Annotated in this window: 10 protein-coding genes; 6 read left to right on the top strand and 4 right to left on the bottom strand. The window is 66.5% G+C overall.

Annotation, left to right across the window (positions count from 1 at the left end; all coding sequences use genetic code 11):
- The first annotated feature begins 44 nt into the window (after nucleotides 1-44).
- From AC5P67_RS00930 to AC5P67_RS00920, 3 genes are read left to right on the top strand one after another with little or no spacing between them, the layout of a single operon-like run.
- Nucleotides 45-1,862, top strand: coding sequence for a sensor histidine kinase (locus AC5P67_RS00930; RefSeq protein ID WP_308310006.1), 1,818 nt, complete (start codon nucleotides 45-47; stop codon nucleotides 1,860-1,862).
- Nucleotides 1,859-2,299, top strand: coding sequence for a response regulator (locus AC5P67_RS00925; RefSeq protein WP_005411057.1), 441 nt, complete (start codon nucleotides 1,859-1,861; stop codon nucleotides 2,297-2,299). The genes AC5P67_RS00930 and AC5P67_RS00925 overlap by 4 nt, the downstream gene beginning before the upstream one ends.
- Before the next feature lie 4 nt (nucleotides 2,300-2,303).
- Complete coding sequence (locus AC5P67_RS00920) at nucleotides 2,304-3,815, top strand: ATP-binding protein (protein ID WP_059035445.1); 1,512 nt, start codon at nucleotides 2,304-2,306, stop codon at nucleotides 3,813-3,815.
- Between the two features lie 988 nt (nucleotides 3,816-4,803).
- On the opposite strand, the gene AC5P67_RS00915 is transcribed toward AC5P67_RS00920, so the two are convergent.
- Nucleotides 4,804-5,547, bottom strand: coding sequence for a proteasome-type protease (locus tag AC5P67_RS00915; protein ID WP_012481280.1), 744 nt, complete (start codon nucleotides 5,545-5,547; stop codon nucleotides 4,804-4,806).
- A 92-nt stretch (nucleotides 5,548-5,639) separates the two neighbouring features.
- Here AC5P67_RS00915 and folK point away from each other — a divergent pair, with 92 nt between their 5' ends.
- Nucleotides 5,640-6,125 (top strand): 2-amino-4-hydroxy-6-hydroxymethyldihydropteridine diphosphokinase, encoded by a 486-nt coding sequence (folK, locus tag AC5P67_RS00910; protein ID WP_308310005.1) that lies wholly within the window; start codon nucleotides 5,640-5,642, stop codon nucleotides 6,123-6,125.
- Nucleotides 6,126-6,156: 31 nt separating this feature from the next.
- Here folK and AC5P67_RS00905 read toward each other — a convergent pair whose 3' ends face one another.
- Nucleotides 6,157-6,894 carry a pteridine reductase gene (locus AC5P67_RS00905; protein WP_060381102.1) on the bottom strand — a complete coding sequence of 246 codons (738 nt, stop codon included), beginning with the start codon at nucleotides 6,892-6,894 and terminating at the stop codon, nucleotides 6,157-6,159.
- A gap of 59 nt (nucleotides 6,895-6,953) precedes the next feature.
- Between AC5P67_RS00905 and AC5P67_RS00900 the strand changes: the two genes are divergently transcribed.
- Together AC5P67_RS00900 and AC5P67_RS00895 are read left to right on the top strand one after the other, a co-directional pair.
- On the top strand, nucleotides 6,954-8,138 hold the full coding sequence (locus AC5P67_RS00900) for a class I SAM-dependent methyltransferase (protein ID WP_060381101.1): 1,185 nt from the start codon (nucleotides 6,954-6,956) through the stop codon (nucleotides 8,136-8,138).
- Complete coding sequence (locus AC5P67_RS00895) at nucleotides 8,135-8,527, top strand: VanZ family protein (RefSeq protein WP_308310004.1); 393 nt, start codon at nucleotides 8,135-8,137, stop codon at nucleotides 8,525-8,527. Before AC5P67_RS00900 ends, AC5P67_RS00895 begins: the two co-directional genes overlap by 4 nt.
- 105 nt (nucleotides 8,528-8,632) lie before the next feature.
- On the opposite strand, the gene AC5P67_RS00890 is transcribed toward AC5P67_RS00895, so the two are convergent.
- Together AC5P67_RS00890 and AC5P67_RS00885 are read right to left on the bottom strand one after the other, a co-directional pair.
- Nucleotides 8,633-10,990, bottom strand: a complete 2,358-nt coding sequence (locus AC5P67_RS00890) for a family 20 glycosylhydrolase (protein ID WP_308310003.1) — start codon at nucleotides 10,988-10,990, stop codon at nucleotides 8,633-8,635.
- Nucleotides 10,991-11,101: 111 nt separating this feature from the next.
- On the bottom strand, nucleotides 11,102-13,810 hold the full coding sequence (locus AC5P67_RS00885; protein WP_005411048.1) for a TonB-dependent receptor: 2,709 nt from the start codon (nucleotides 13,808-13,810) through the stop codon (nucleotides 11,102-11,104).
- Nucleotides 13,811-13,902: the final 92 nt, after the last annotated feature.

Raw genomic sequence — 13,902 nt, 5'->3', positions numbered from 1 at the left:
GACAGGGTCCGGCCGACGCCCTGCGGCCGTGCTGAAGAGGAACTATGGCGCTGGTTTTCAGTGACGACATCTGGGACCGCTGGCGGTTGCCGGCCCTGGCGCTGGCGGCCGCAGCGATCATCGTGGTGCCGTGGTTGACCCTGCGCAAACTGCAGCAGGACAACGAGCAGGCAATGGCCTGGGTCAACCATACCCAGGCGGTGGGCGTGGCCCTGCAGCAGCTCCAGGCTGATGTGCGCGACGTCGAATCGGCCGCATTGACGCTGTCCAAGGGCGTGGACGCACCCGGGCTGCGTGAGCGCATGGCCGCAGCCAACGACATTCCCGGTCGCTTGGCCGAACTGGGGCGGATGACCCGCGACAACCCCGACCAGCTGATCCGCATCGGCCGTATCGAATCGATGCTGGAAGGGCGGATGGCGCTTGCCCGCGAGCTGGCCAGATCTGAACCCAACAGCGATCAACGCGAGCTGGTGAAGGACCTGAGCACGCGCTATCCGATCCGTGGCCTGGTGGAAGAACTCCAGGCCAGCGAACAGCAACTGTTGACACTGCGGGCCGAGCAGGCGGCGCGCCAGCGCAAGCAGACCGAGCTGGTGTCTTGGAGTTCGCTGGTGATCCAGCTGGGACTGCTCGGCCTGGTGCTGTGGCTCCTGCAGCGGCAGATCGGGCGGCGCCTGCACGCCGAACGCCAATCGCTGCGCTCGGCGGCACGCGCGGCATCGGTGTTGCAGACCGTGCGCGAACCCATCGTGCTGCTCGACCGCGACCTGCGCGTGCAGTTGCATAACCCCGCCTTCGCCGAGCTGTACGGGCTGCAGGACGAACGCGCCGATGGCCTGCTGCTGGAAAGCGTCGGCGACGGTGCCTGGAAGGACGCCGTCGTGCGCCAACGCCTGTCCGACGTGCTGCTGCGCGGCCGCGAGCTGTGGGATTTCGAGCACGAACAGCGCACCGCCGACGGCATGGCGCGCTACATGCTGCTGAACGCACGGCGCATGCCGCTGCCCGATACCGATGATGAAGTGGTGCTGCTGACGGTCAGCGATGTCACCATGCAACGCGCAGTCCAGCTGCGCGTTGAAGAGCTCAACCGCCAGCTGGAAGGCAAGGTCGCGCAGGTGTCCGAGGTCAACCGCGAGCTGGAGGCCTTCAGCTACTCGGTCTCGCATGACCTGCGCGCACCGCTGCGCCACGTCGCCGGATTCTCCGACAAGCTGTCGCGCCACCTGGGCGACGCTGCCGATGACAAGAGCCGTCATTACCTGGACGTGATCTCCAGTTCGGCCCGGCGCATGGCGGCGCTGATCGATGACCTGCTGGTCTACTCGCGCCTGGGCCGCGCGGCGATGCGCCAGCAGGCGGTGGACATGCAGTCGCTGGTGGCCGATACCCGTGCCATGCTCGATTCCAACCTGCAGGCCGAGGCGGAGAACAGTGGCCATGTGCACCAGGTGGAGTGGAGCATCGCGCCGCTGCCGATCGTGGTCGGCGATGAGAACATGATCCGCCAGGTCTGGCTGAACCTGCTCGGCAACGCGGTGAAGTACTCGGGCAACCGCGAACCGGCGAAGATTCGCGTGGACTACCAGCCGCAGCCTGACGGCGGTCATCAGTTCACGGTCAGCGACAATGGTGCAGGCTTTGACATGGCCTACGCCGGCAAACTGTTCGGCGTGTTCCAGCGCCTGCACAAGGCCAGCGACTACCCGGGTACCGGCATCGGCCTGGCCAGCGTGCGCCGCGTGCTCACCCGTCATGGCGGCCGTATCTGGGCCGAGGCTGAACCGGACGTCGGCGCCACCTTCCACTTCTACCTGCCTCCCGCGATCGATGCGGAAAAACAAGGGCCTTCTGCATGACCACTTTGCGCACCATTCTTCTCGCCGAAGACAGCCCGGCCGACGCCGAAATGGCGATCGACGCCCTGGAAGAGGCGCGTCTGGCCAACCCCATCGTGCACGTCGAGGATGGCGTGGAAGTGATGGACTACCTGCTGCGGCGCGGCGCCTTCGCCAACCGCGAGGAAGGCCTGCCGGCAGTGCTGCTGCTGGACATCAAGATGCCGCGCATGGATGGCCTGGAAGTGTTGCGGCAGATCCGCGAACACGAAGAGCTCAAGCGCCTGCCGGTGGTGATCCTGTCGTCCTCGCGCGAGGAAAGCGATCTGGCCCGGAGCTGGGACATGGGCGTGAATGCTTATGTGGTCAAGCCAGTGGACGTGGACCAGTTCTTCGGCGCCGTACAGACGCTGGGCAAGTTCTGGGCGTTGATCAACCAGGCACCGGAACTCGAGTGAGCCCATGCCCTTGACCGGTCCCGCCCTGGGGGCGCTGCGCATCCTGCTGGTGGAGGACTCACCGGAAGATGCCGAGCTGATGTCCGAACAGATGCTCGATGCGGGCCTGGAGGCCCGCTTCGAGCGTGTCGAGAGCGAGGCCGAACTGCGCCAGGCACTGGCCGCGTTCCAGCCGGACATCGTGCTGTCCGACCTGAGCATGCCGGGGTTTTCCGGTGATGATGCGCTGCGCATCGTGCGCGAGACCTCGCCGGAAATACCCTTCATCTTCGTCTCCGGCACCATGGGTGAGGAGAATGCGGTGGCGGCGCTGCAGAAGGGCGCCAATGACTACATCATCAAGCACCAGCCGGCGCGGCTGCCGTCGGCGGTGGCACGTGCGATCCGCGATGCACGCAGCGCGATCGAGCGCGCACGGGTGGAAACCGAGCTGATGCGCGCACAGCGCCTGGAAAGCCTGTCGCTGCTCGCAGCCGGGCTCAGCCACGACCTGCGCAACATCCTGCAGCCGTTGCTGATCATGCCGGACCTGCTGAAGGCGCGTACCGACGATCCGCAGCTGCACCACCTGGCCGATGTCATCGCCGAGTGCGGCCGCCGTGGCCATGAGATGGCCGAATCGATGCTGTCGTTCGTGCGCGGTTCGCGCAAGCCGAGCGAGCGCATCGAGATCGATGGCCTGTTCGATGCGGTGGCACTGCTGTTGCGCAGCAACGTGCCTGATGCGGTGCGCCTGGAGTTGCAGGTGCAGGACGAAGGCCTGGTGGTCGACGCCAACTACACCGAACTGCAGCAGGTGATGCTGAACCTGGCGCTCAACGCGATACAGGCGATGCCCAACGGTGGCCGCCTGAGCCTGACTGCCAGCCATGCCGGCCATCGCGATGGCGTGGACTGGATGCACATACGGGTCGCCGACGAAGGCATCGGCATGGATGCGGACACGCTGTCGCACCTGTTCAATCCGTTCTTCACCACCAAGGCCGACGGCACTGGCCTGGGGCTGATTTCCTGCAAGCGCATCGTCGAAGGTGCCGGCGGCAGCATTCACGTCAGCAGCCAGCCGGGGCAGGGCACCTGCTTCGAACTGCGCCTGCCGATGCACGACGCCATCGATGGCAGCGAGCCGATCGAACAGCTGGTGGCCTTGGGCAGCGGCCAATCGATCCTGGTGGTCGATGGCGAAGCCACGCGTCTATCGCTGCTGGGCAATGCGTTGTCCAGCCAGGGCTACCAGCTGCAGTTGGCTTCCGATGGCCCGGCAGCGCTGCGCTGGATGCAGCAGGAGGCGATGCCCGCGCTGGTGATTGCCGATGCCGGCTCCAAGCTGCTGCCGGCCAGCCAGCTGCTGGGCGAGATGGCGACGTTGGGCTATCGCGGCCCGGCACTGGTACTGGAAGACCCGGCAGTGCCGGTCGCGGCCGATGCCTTCCCGGACGGCGTGGAGGTGCATGTGCTGCACAAGCCGCTGCAGATGCAGCAGGTCTTCCGCGCCGTGGCCGAAGCGCTGGGCTGATGCCCCGGTAGTGCCGGCCGCTGGCCGGCATCCCTGTGTGGCGGGATCAATGCGGTTGCCGGCCAGCGACCGGCACTACCGTTCGGCAGTTTGCCAGGGGAAGCGTGGCAGGGCGTCCACCGCCTGTTCCAGCCGCTGCAGATGCAGCAGGTCTTCCGCGCCGTGGCCGAAGCGCTGGGCTGATGCCAGGTAGTGCCGGCCGCTGGCCGGCATCCCTGTGTGGCGGGATCAATGCGGTTGCCGGCCAGCGGCCGGCACTACCGTTCGGCAGTTTCCCAGGGGAAACGCGGCAGGGCGTCCATCGCCTGTTCCAGCCGCAGCAGATGCAGCTGGTCTTCCGCGCAGCGGCCGAAGCGCAGGGCTGATGCCAGGTAGTGCCGGCCGCTGGCCGGCATCCCAGTGTGGTGGAATCAATGCGGTTGCCGGCCAGCGGCCGGCACTACCGGTCCACGGTCTCCCAAGGGGAAGCGTGGCAGGGCGTCCACCGCCTGTTCCAGCCGCAGCAGATGCAGCAGGTCTTCCGCGCCGTGGCCGAAGCGTTGGGTTGATGCCCCGGTAGTGCCGGCCGCTGGCCGGCATCCCTGTATGGTGGGATCAACGCGGTTGCCGGCCAGCGGCCGGCACTACCGTTCGGCAGTTTCCCAGGGGAAGCGTGGCAGGGCGTCCACCGCCTGTTCCAGCCGCTGCAGATGCAGCAGGTCTTCCGCGCCGTGGCCGAAGCGCTGGGCTGATGCCCCGGTAGTGCCGGCCGCTGGCCGGCATCCCTGTGTGGCGGGATCAATGCGGTTGCCGGCCAGCGGCCGGCACTACCGTTCGGCAGTTTCCCAGGGGAAGCGTGGCAGGGCGTCCGCCGCCTGTTCCAGCCGCTGCAGATGCAGCTGGTCTTCCGCGCAGCGGCCGAAGCGCAGGGCTGATGCCAGGTAGTGCCGGCCGCTGGCCGGCATCACAGTGTGGTGGAATCAATGCGGTTGCCGGCCAGCGGCCGGCACTACCGTTCGGCAGTTTCCCAGGGGAAGCGTGGCAGGGCGTCCACCGCCTGTTCCAGGCGCCGTGACCAGTTCTGGTGGATGTCCGCATACAACGTTGAATCCGCGCCGAGCCGCAGCTGCTGCCCGATGCGCAGTTCACCATCACGCAGCAGCGCCAGGTCGATCGGCAGGCCTACCGACAGATTGGAGCGAATGGTCGAATCCAGCGACACGATTGCCGTGCGCGCCGCGTCCTCCAGGCGTGTGGCCGGGCTGAGGATGCGGTCCAGGATGGGCTTGCCGTACTTGGACTCACCGATCTGAAGATAGGGCGTCTCCGGCGAAGCGGCGATGGCGTTGCCGAGCGGGTAGATCATGTACAGCCCGGGCCGCTCGCCAGCGATCTGGCCACCGAAGATCAGCGTCGCCTGGGTGTTGACCCCGTCATGGCCGTGCTCGCTGTGGCTGCTGTGCACCTGGCTGTCCACCAGCAGCTGGCCGACGTACTCGGCAGCTTCGAACAGATGGGTCATGTCGCGCAGGTTGGGCGTGCGCCGTTCACCGGCGTCGCGCCCCAGGCGTGACACGAGCAGCTGGGTGGTGGCCAGGTTGCCAGCCGCCATCAGCACGTAGGCTGCCTGGCCGGGGTACTCGAACACGTGCAGCTTGCGGTGCACGCGCACATCGTCCAGCGAGGCATTGGTCCGGGTGTCGGCAGCGAAGACCAGGCCTTCGTCCACCTCGATTCCAACGCAATAGGTCATGTCGGTGCCCTATCATGTGCGTCCCGGATTGTAGGCAGGCCGCCGTGACGACGGCATGTCCACGCCACCCCAAGTGCCGTCACCTGAACCGCATGACCACCGTGCTCCTGAGCCTGGGCAGCAACGTCCAGCCCCGCCGCTACCTCCACGCCGCGGTGACGGCCCTGCGCGAGCGCTTTGGCGCACTGCAGGTGTCACCCGCCTACCGTACTGCCGCGGTCGGCTTCGATGGCCCGGCCTTCCTCAACAATGCGGTGGCGATCGAGACCGATCTGCCACTGCAGGAACTGGACGACTGGCTGCATGCGCTGGAAGACGTGCACGGCCGCGATCGCAGCGGGCCGCGCTTCTCCGACCGGACCCTGGACATCGACGTGGTGTTCTACGGCGACCTGGTGGTGGAAGGCCCCGGCCACCTGCGCATTCCGCGCCCGGAACTGAAGCATGCCTTCGTGCTGAAGCCGCTGGTGGACATCGCGCCGGGATTCATCGACCCGGTCAGCGGGCAGGACCTGGCCACGCTGTGGCGGGCGCACGCGCAGTTTGGCGAAGCGTTCGAGGTGGTGGACCTGGAATGACGGCGGTTGCCGGCCAGCGGCCGGCACTACCTCAACTGACCGTGCGCCCACCATCCACGCGCAGGGTGTGGCCGGTGACGAAGCTGGCTTCGGCCACCAGCCAGTAGACCGCTTCGGCGATCTCCTCGACCGTGCCGATCCGTGCCAGCGGCGTGCGCGCCAGCAACGCCTCGCGGGCGAAATCGTCCTTGCCCTGCTCCGGCCACAGGATCGCACCCGGGGCCACCGCATTCACACGCACCTTCGGTGCCAGCTCCAGCGCCAGCGCGCGGGTGGCCATCTCCAGCGCGGCCTTGGCCATGGTGTAGGCGATGTGGTCGCGCATCGGGTCGGTGCCGTGCAGGTCGGTCAAATTGACGATGCAGCCCTGCTGGCGGCGCAGGTAGGGCGCCGCCGCCTGTGACAGCAGCAGCGGCGCGCGCGCGTTGACCGCGTACAGCTCGTCCATTGCCTCGGCGGTGACTTGGCCGAGCGGGGTGGGGAAGAAGTTGGAGGCGTTGTTGACCAGCGCGTCCAGTCGGCCGAAGTGGGTGACCGCCTGTTCCACCAGGTCGGCCAGGGCGTCGGCGTCACGCAGGTCGGCCTGCAGGGCCAGCACGCTGCCCGGGCGCACGTTGTCGAAATCGAACGCGGCCTGCTGCAGCTCGGCGCTGGAGGCATTGGCGTGCAGCACCACCGACCAGCCACAGGTGTGGAACTGGCGGGCGATGGCCGCACCGATCCGGCGCGCGCTGCCGGTGATCAGGACCACGGGGTGGGTATCGCTCATCGAGGGTCCTCCAAGGCTCGGCTATCCTGTGCACCATTGTCACCGCATTCGAAGACGCCATGCAGCCCACCTTTCCCCTGCCCGAAGCCGATGCCCTGGCCCATAGCGACCAGCTGGCGGCCGCCCTGCGCGCCGAGATCCTTGCCCAGGGCGGGGCGATGCCGTTCTCGCGCTTCATGGAGCTCTGCCTGTATGCCCCCGGCTGGGGCTATTACAGCGCCGGCGCCAGCAAGTTCGGTGGCAGTGGCGACTTCACCACCGCGCCCGAGCTCGGCAGCCTGTTCGCCGGCAGCGTGGCCAATGCGCTGGCGCCGGTATTTGCACAGCTGGGTGCGCAGGCGCGGATGCTGGAACTGGGCGGCGGTACCGGCGCCTTTGCCGAGGCGGTGCTGCTGCGCCTGGCCGAGCTGGATGCGCTGCCGTCGCGCTACGCCATCCTGGAACCCAGTGCCGACCTGCGCGAGCGCCAGCAGCAGCGCCTGCAGCAGAACCTGCCGGCCGAGCTGGCCGCGCGCGTGGACTGGGTCGACCGCCCGTTCGAGGAGGACTGGGAAGGGGTGGTGTTCGCCAACGAGGTGATCGACGCGCTGCCGACCCCGCGCTTCCTGATCCGGGATGGCGAGGTCTACGAGGAAACCGTCGAGCTGGACGCCGAGGGCAACTTCATCCGTGGCGCGCAGCCGGCCGACATCCTGCTCAACGGTGCGGTGCGCCATATCGAGCGCTACCTGGAAAAGCCTTTCGCCGAGGGCTACCGTTCCGAAGTGCTGCCGCAGCTGCCGTACTGGCTGCAGGCGGTGGCCGGTGGCATGCAGCGTGGTGCGATGCTGTTTGTCGACTACGGCTACAGCCGCGGCGAGTTCTACCAGCACGACCGCGACGATGGCACCGTGCGTGCGTTCTACCGCCACCATGTGCACAACGACGTGCACCGCTGGCCGGGGTTGCAGGACATCACCGCGTCGGTGGATTTCACCGCGATGGCCGAGGCCGGCATGCACGGCGGATTCGAGCTGGCCGGCTACTGCAGCCAGGCCAGCTTCCTGCTCGGCAACGGCCTGGACCAGGTGCTGCTGCTGGCCGAGGAACGCACCGATGAGGTCGGCCGCATCCAGCTGCGCGACCAGGTGAAGAAGCTGACCCTGCCGACCGAGATGGGCGAGCTCTTCCAGGCCATCGGCCTGCAGCGTGGCGTCGACTTCGAACCGGCCTTCGAGCTGGGTGACCTGAGCTGGCGCCTGTGAGCGAGGTGTTGCCGGCGATCAAGCCGCTGCGGCGGCCGCGGTTGTGGGCCGGGCTGTGGGCGACGGCAGTACTGCTGGTGATCGTGGTCTGCCTGATTCCACCGCCGCCGATTCCGTTGCCGGAAGACAGCGACAAGGGCGAGCACTTCCTCGCCTACTTCATCCTGGCCGGCAGCGCGGTGCAGCTGTTCCGTCGGGGCCGCCCGCTGCTGTGGGTGGGCGTGGGCCTGGTGTTGATGGGCATCGGCATCGAATTTGCCCAGGGTGCGCTGACCAGCAACCGCATGGCCGACCCGATGGATGCCATCGCCAACACGGTCGGTGTGCTCGCCGGCATGGCCACCGCACTGACCCCGCTGCGCGACCTGCTGCTGCGCTGGCGCGGGTAAAGGCGTGCCAACCCAGGTTGGCACCTACCCGTAGATCCACGCCATGCGTGGATGCTCTGCCCGAGGTGCCGACCAAGGCCGGCACCCACCTGGACAGGCCTGCCGTCATTTCCCCAGGGTCACCTCATCCAGCACCCACATCGCCGGGCGCGTGTCGCCGGTGAAGTTGATGCACAGGTCACCGCTGCCCTGCGTGCCCTTCGGCAGCGTGGCCTTCAGCGTCACGAAGCCATCGGCATCCGGCGTGGCCGGCAGCGGTACTTCCGCGAGCACCTTGCCGCTGCAGTCGCCACGGCGTACCTGCATCTCGCCATGCGCGCGCTTCGCTTTCTCGAAGCGACGCTTGGGCTCGTCGTGGGCCAGCTGGAAGTAGTACGGAATGCGACCCGCGCGGACCTCCACGCTGCCGATGCCGTCCAGCTGTGCCTGCGGCCAGCGCCAGCACGGCTGGAAGATGTCCACGTTGAACACCGCACGGTTGCCTTCGCGTGGGCCATCGTCTTCCAGGCGCAGCACCAGGCCCTTCTTGCCCACGCAGCTGAGCAGCTCATCGCTGCGGCGGCTGAGCAGCGACTGTGCGGTGAAGGTGGCAATGGTCGGTTTCGCCGCCAGCATCTGGCCCTGGTAGAACGCGGCAGCCTGCACGGTGGTTGGCAGTTTTCCGGTCAGCGGCTGCTGGTACAGCGGTGACTGCGCGCTCACCGGCTGGCCATCGGTGCTGTAGCGCACTTCATAGCCCAGCGGATTGGCCAGCGACACCGTCACCGTGTTGTCCGCGCGATTGTCGGTGTAGTCCACGCCCACTTCGAACGGAGTCTGCGCATAGGCCAGGCCCCAGGCACGGTAGCGCTGCAGCTGGGACGGCAGGCGCGCGAGGAAATCGCGGAAATCGCGATGTTCCGGCGTGCTCCAGCCGGTCTCGGCCACGGCGGCCAGGCGTGGGAACAGGTTGTGCTGCAGGCGTGCGTAGCTGCGCGTGTGCTCGGTGAACATGTTGGCCTGCAGGCCGAGGATGTGCCCGCGCTTGTCAGCGGCCAGCTCGGCCGGCACCGGCTCGAAGTTGTACAGCTTGCCGAGGTTGACTTGGGTCGGGCGGCCGGGCGGTTCGTTCGGCGAGGCCGTCTGCAGGTAATCCAGATAGAGGTAGCCGACCGGCGACATGATCACGTCATGGCCGGCGCTGGCCGCAGCCAGACCGCCTTCGGTGCCCTGCCAGGACATCACCGTGGCCTGCGGCGGCAGCCCACCTTCGAGGATCTCATCCCAGCCGATCAGGCGCCGGTCGTGCTCCTCCAGGAAGGTCTCCAGGCGCTTGATGATGTGGCTCTGCATGGCCATTTCATCCTTGATGCCCAGCGCACGCATGCGCTGCTGCACCTGCTTCGACGCTTCCCACTGGTCCTTCACCGCCTCGTCGCCACCGACGTGCACGTACTTGGCCGGGAACAGGTCGATCACTTCTTCCAGCACGTTCTCGAGGAAGGTGACGGTGCTGTCTTCAGTGTTGAACAGGTTGGGGAACACGCCCCATTCACTGATCGGTTTCAACGGCGTATCGATGGTGCCCAGCTCCGGATACGCAGCAATCGCGGCAGTCGCGTGGCCCGGCACATCGATTTCCGGAATCACCTGGATATGCAGCTTCGCCGCATAGGCGATCACCTCGCGAATCTGGTCCTGCGTGTAGAAGCCGCAATACGGATGCTCCTTGCCAGTGACCGGATCGATGCCACCGTCGCCGGCCGGCAGGCGGCAGCTGCCCACGTCGGTCAGCTTCGGATAGCGCTTGATCTCCATGCGCCAACCCTGGTCATCGGTCAGGTGCCAGTGGAAGGTGTTGAGCTTGTGCGCGGCCATCGCATCGAGCACGCGCTTGATCTCGTCCAGGCTCTGGAAGTGACGTGCGGAATCGAGCATGAAACCGCGCCAGCTGAAGCGCGGCGCGTCCTGGATCTGCACCGCCGGCAGCACGCCATTGCTGCCGCCGGTGGCGAGCTGGGCGAGGGTGGTCGCGCCGTAGAACAGGCCGGTTTCGTTGCCGGCCTGGATCAGCACGCCCTGCGCGGTGCTCTCCAGCGTGTAGCTTTCGCCGCTGTCGCGGAAGGTGGGCACGATCTGGAAGCGGATGCTGCCCGACGTGCCTGCCGCCTTGCCCCTGGCTGGTGCAAGGCGCGGACCACCGCTGCGGGCCAGCAGATCGGCGAACTGGCTGGCGACGCGCTGCGCGGCTTCGCCTTCGGCCTGCAGCACGGTGTCGGCGCGGACGGTGATGCCGCTGCCCTGGCCGCGCTGCACGGTGGCCGGGGCAGGAATCAGCATCAGGTTGCCGGCGCGCAGCAGGGGGCCGGGTGCTTCAGTGGCGGGCGTGGGGTCGGCGGCAAGTGCCGGCAGTGCCGGCAACAGGGCGAGCAGGCTGCCCAGCAGCGCTGCGCTGCGCATCCGGGCGCGGGAAGGCTTGACCATCGGTACGACTCCTTGGATCGGTGCGATGAACGCTATACATGAAAAACGCCGGGCCCGGAATGACCCAGGCCCGGCGTGCGTGCACGACTCGGCGATGTTGCCGCCGCTGGATCAGTACTTGAAGCGGAAGTTGAGGTAGTACTGGCGACCGTTGCTGTAGAACGAGGTCGGGATGGCCGCGGTCTGGTAGTACTTGTAGGTCGGGTTGTTGAGGTTGAGCGCATCGAAGCTGATGCTCAGCCAGTCGGTGGCCTTGTAGCTCAGCGACGCCGACAGGGTGCCGAAGTCATCCTGGTAGTACGGGTTGGCGCCGGACAGGCCGATCAGGAACGACGAACGGCGGGTATAGCTGACGCGTGCACCGAAGGTATCGTTCTCGAAGTAGGCACCGACGTTGTAGGTGTTCTTCGAAGTACCCAGCAGGTTGTCGCTGCCATCGGCCCAGGTGTGGTCGGTGCTGCCATCGGCGTAGGTGTAGTTGGCATTGACACCGAAGTACTCGCCGATCGGCTGCTCATAGGCCACTTCGATACCGCGCACCTTGCCGTCGGCATTGCGCGGGCGGGAGATGTTGTATTCCTCGAGACGGTTGGTCAGCTCGCTGAACAGCATTTCCTTCTCGGTGCTGAAGGCGACGTAGTCCTTCAGGCGCATCGAGTAGGCACCGATCGACAACATGCCGCGCGGCATGAAGTACCACTCCAGGTTGGCGTCGAAGTTGGTCGACACCACCGGCTTCAACTTCGGATTGCCGCCACCGCCGGTCCGGTTCAGGTCCGAACCGTAGGACGAGGCACCCAGTGCCGAGAAGTCCGGCAGGGTCTGGGTCTGCGATGCGGCCACGCGCAGCACCAGGTCGTCACGCAGGTCGTACTTGAAGTTGGCGCTCGGCAGCACACGGTTGTGCTTGTTCTCGAAAGCTTCGCGGGTCCACGCGCCGAACAGGCTGCTCACGTCCGGCACGGTCGAGCCGGTGGCGGCGGCGTAGGTATCGATATCCTGCTTGATGTTGACGTAGCGCAGGCCGACGTTGCCGCTCCAGCGGTCGCCGCTGAAGTTGCCCTGTACGTAGGCAGCAAAGTTCTTCTCGGACACCTTCCACTCGGCGCCGTAGTTGTGGCGGCCGGTCGGGCCGTCATTGCCGGACAGCCAGGTGGAGTTGTTGGTCACTGCTTCCTTCAGTGCGCCCGGGGTGAAGTACCACAGGTCACGCGGGAAGCTGCCACCGATGCCGTTGGCGAAGCCACCGGGGAAGTTGGCAGTGGCGCCGTTCTTCAGCGCATTCCAGATCGCGCCCGGGGTTGCGCCTTCCGGCGACTTGGCCTCGCGCTTGTGGTCGCCGAAGCGGGCGCCGAAATCAATCGAGTTCAGTACGCCAGCGTCGGCGAAGTACTGGTTGAAATCGAGCGTGGCCCACTTTTCCTTGTCGATCGCGGTGACCTGCTGGTTGCCCCAGGTACCGAAGTCGGTCACGCCGCTCGGGCCGATGTTGCCACCGACGTTCCAGTCGATCGGCGAGCCGTTGCCGTGGGTTGCCCAGGTGGCGCCGCCACCACGGGCCAGGTTGACTTCGGCGATGTACTGGCGCGGCGTTTCGCCGGTGCCCTTGGTGCTGCCAGCCTGGAATTTCATGCCCAGGTTGTCGCTGATCTGCCAGTCGGCATCGAAGGTGATGTAGTTGGTCTTGGCCTTCGACTCGCGGTAGATCATGTCGTACACCGCGTAGTCGCGGTCGGCCTGGCCGGCGAAGGTGGCGTTGGACAGTACGCCATCCTTGATGACGTAACCCGGATTCGGGGCCTGGCCCGGAATCAGGATCTTGTTGCCATTGGCATCTTCAACGGTGCGGTCGTTGAGGATGCGGCCACCCCACAGCATGAAGTTGCGGTTGTAGTTGTTCGCCTTCAGTTCCGAGCTGAAGCCTTCCAGGCCCAGGGTCAGGTTGTCCATCGGCTTGAACTGCAGCGACACCAGGCCGCCCTTGCGCTCGCGGGTCTGTTCGAACAGGGTCGAGCCGAGCAGGCCCGGCGCGTATACGCCGGCCAGGTCCGGGTTGGACTTGGCCACGGTGCCATTCGGATCGATCTGGAAGAAACCGCCCGGGATTTCCTGCGCTTCGCGGCGCAGCTCGCGCTTCTGGCTGAAGGCCTGCACCATCACGCCGAAGTTGCCTTCGTCGTTCTTGTAGTTGAACAGTGCCGACAGCTGCGGGTCGTTGGACTTGGCCTGGTCCGAACGCACCATGCCGATGGAGCCTTCCGCAGTGAGCTGCTTGGAGAATTCCAGCGGCTTGCGGGTGAGGATGTTGACGGTACCGGTGGTGCCGCCGTCCTGCAGCTTGGCCTGCGAGGACTTGTTCACTTCCACCGAGCGCACCAGTTCCGACGGCAGCAACGAGTAGCTCACGCTGCGGCCGACGTTGTTGCCCTGGCTGAGCACGAACCAGTCGGCGGTGCCGACGGTGTGGCCGTTGATCAGGGTCTGGGTCAGGCTCGGGCTGGTACCACGCAGGCTGACGCGGTCGGCTTCGTCGAAGCCGCCTTCGTCGGCGCTGGACGAGCTGATGTTCACGCCCGGCAGGCGCTGCAGGGTGTCGGCGACGTTGTGCGCGGGCAGCTTGCCCACGTCTTCGGCGGTGACCACTTCCACGCGCGCATTGGCTTCGCGCTTGGTGTCCAGCGATTTTTCCATCGACCCACGGATGCCGGTGACCTGCACGGTATCCAGGTCGGTGGCGGTCTGGGCGGCCTGCTGCGCATGTGCACTGAAGGCGATGCAGCTGACGATGGCGGCCGAAAGCAGGGTCTTGCGGGTGTTCATGATGTCTCTCCTCATCACTCGATTGGATGCCGGCGGCGGTGTTCGATTACGGTTGCGATGACATGCGCGGGGCGGCGGCGAAGTCCCGTGCG

The sequence above is a fragment of the Stenotrophomonas sp. YJH_SMC_21 genome (assembly GCF_059369555.1).
Note: the sequence above shows the minus strand (reverse complement) of the source record. Positions and strands in the feature narration are given on the sequence as shown.

What these genes read in the sequence shown, in the direction of transcription:
- AC5P67_RS00925 (WP_005411057.1), top strand. Translation starts at nt 1,859, where the DNA reads ATGACCACTTTGCGCACCATTCTTCTCGCCGAAGACAGCCCGGCCGAC.
- AC5P67_RS00885 (WP_005411048.1), bottom strand. Translation starts at nt 13,810, where the DNA reads ATGAACACCCGCAAGACCCTGCTTTCGGCCGCCATCGTCAGCTGCATC.
- AC5P67_RS00890 (WP_308310003.1), bottom strand. Translation starts at nt 10,990, where the DNA reads ATGGTCAAGCCTTCCCGCGCCCGGATGCGCAGCGCAGCGCTGCTGGGC.
- AC5P67_RS00915 (WP_012481280.1), bottom strand. Translation starts at nt 5,547, where the DNA reads ATGACCTATTGCGTTGGAATCGAGGTGGACGAAGGCCTGGTCTTCGCT.
- AC5P67_RS00905 (WP_060381102.1), bottom strand. Translation starts at nt 6,894, where the DNA reads ATGAGCGATACCCACCCCGTGGTCCTGATCACCGGCAGCGCGCGCCGG.
- AC5P67_RS00900 (WP_060381101.1), top strand. Translation starts at nt 6,954, where the DNA reads ATGCAGCCCACCTTTCCCCTGCCCGAAGCCGATGCCCTGGCCCATAGC.
- AC5P67_RS00920 (WP_059035445.1), top strand. Translation starts at nt 2,304, where the DNA reads ATGCCCTTGACCGGTCCCGCCCTGGGGGCGCTGCGCATCCTGCTGGTG.
- folK (WP_308310005.1), top strand. Translation starts at nt 5,640, where the DNA reads ATGACCACCGTGCTCCTGAGCCTGGGCAGCAACGTCCAGCCCCGCCGC.
- AC5P67_RS00930 (WP_308310006.1), top strand. Translation starts at nt 45, where the DNA reads ATGGCGCTGGTTTTCAGTGACGACATCTGGGACCGCTGGCGGTTGCCG.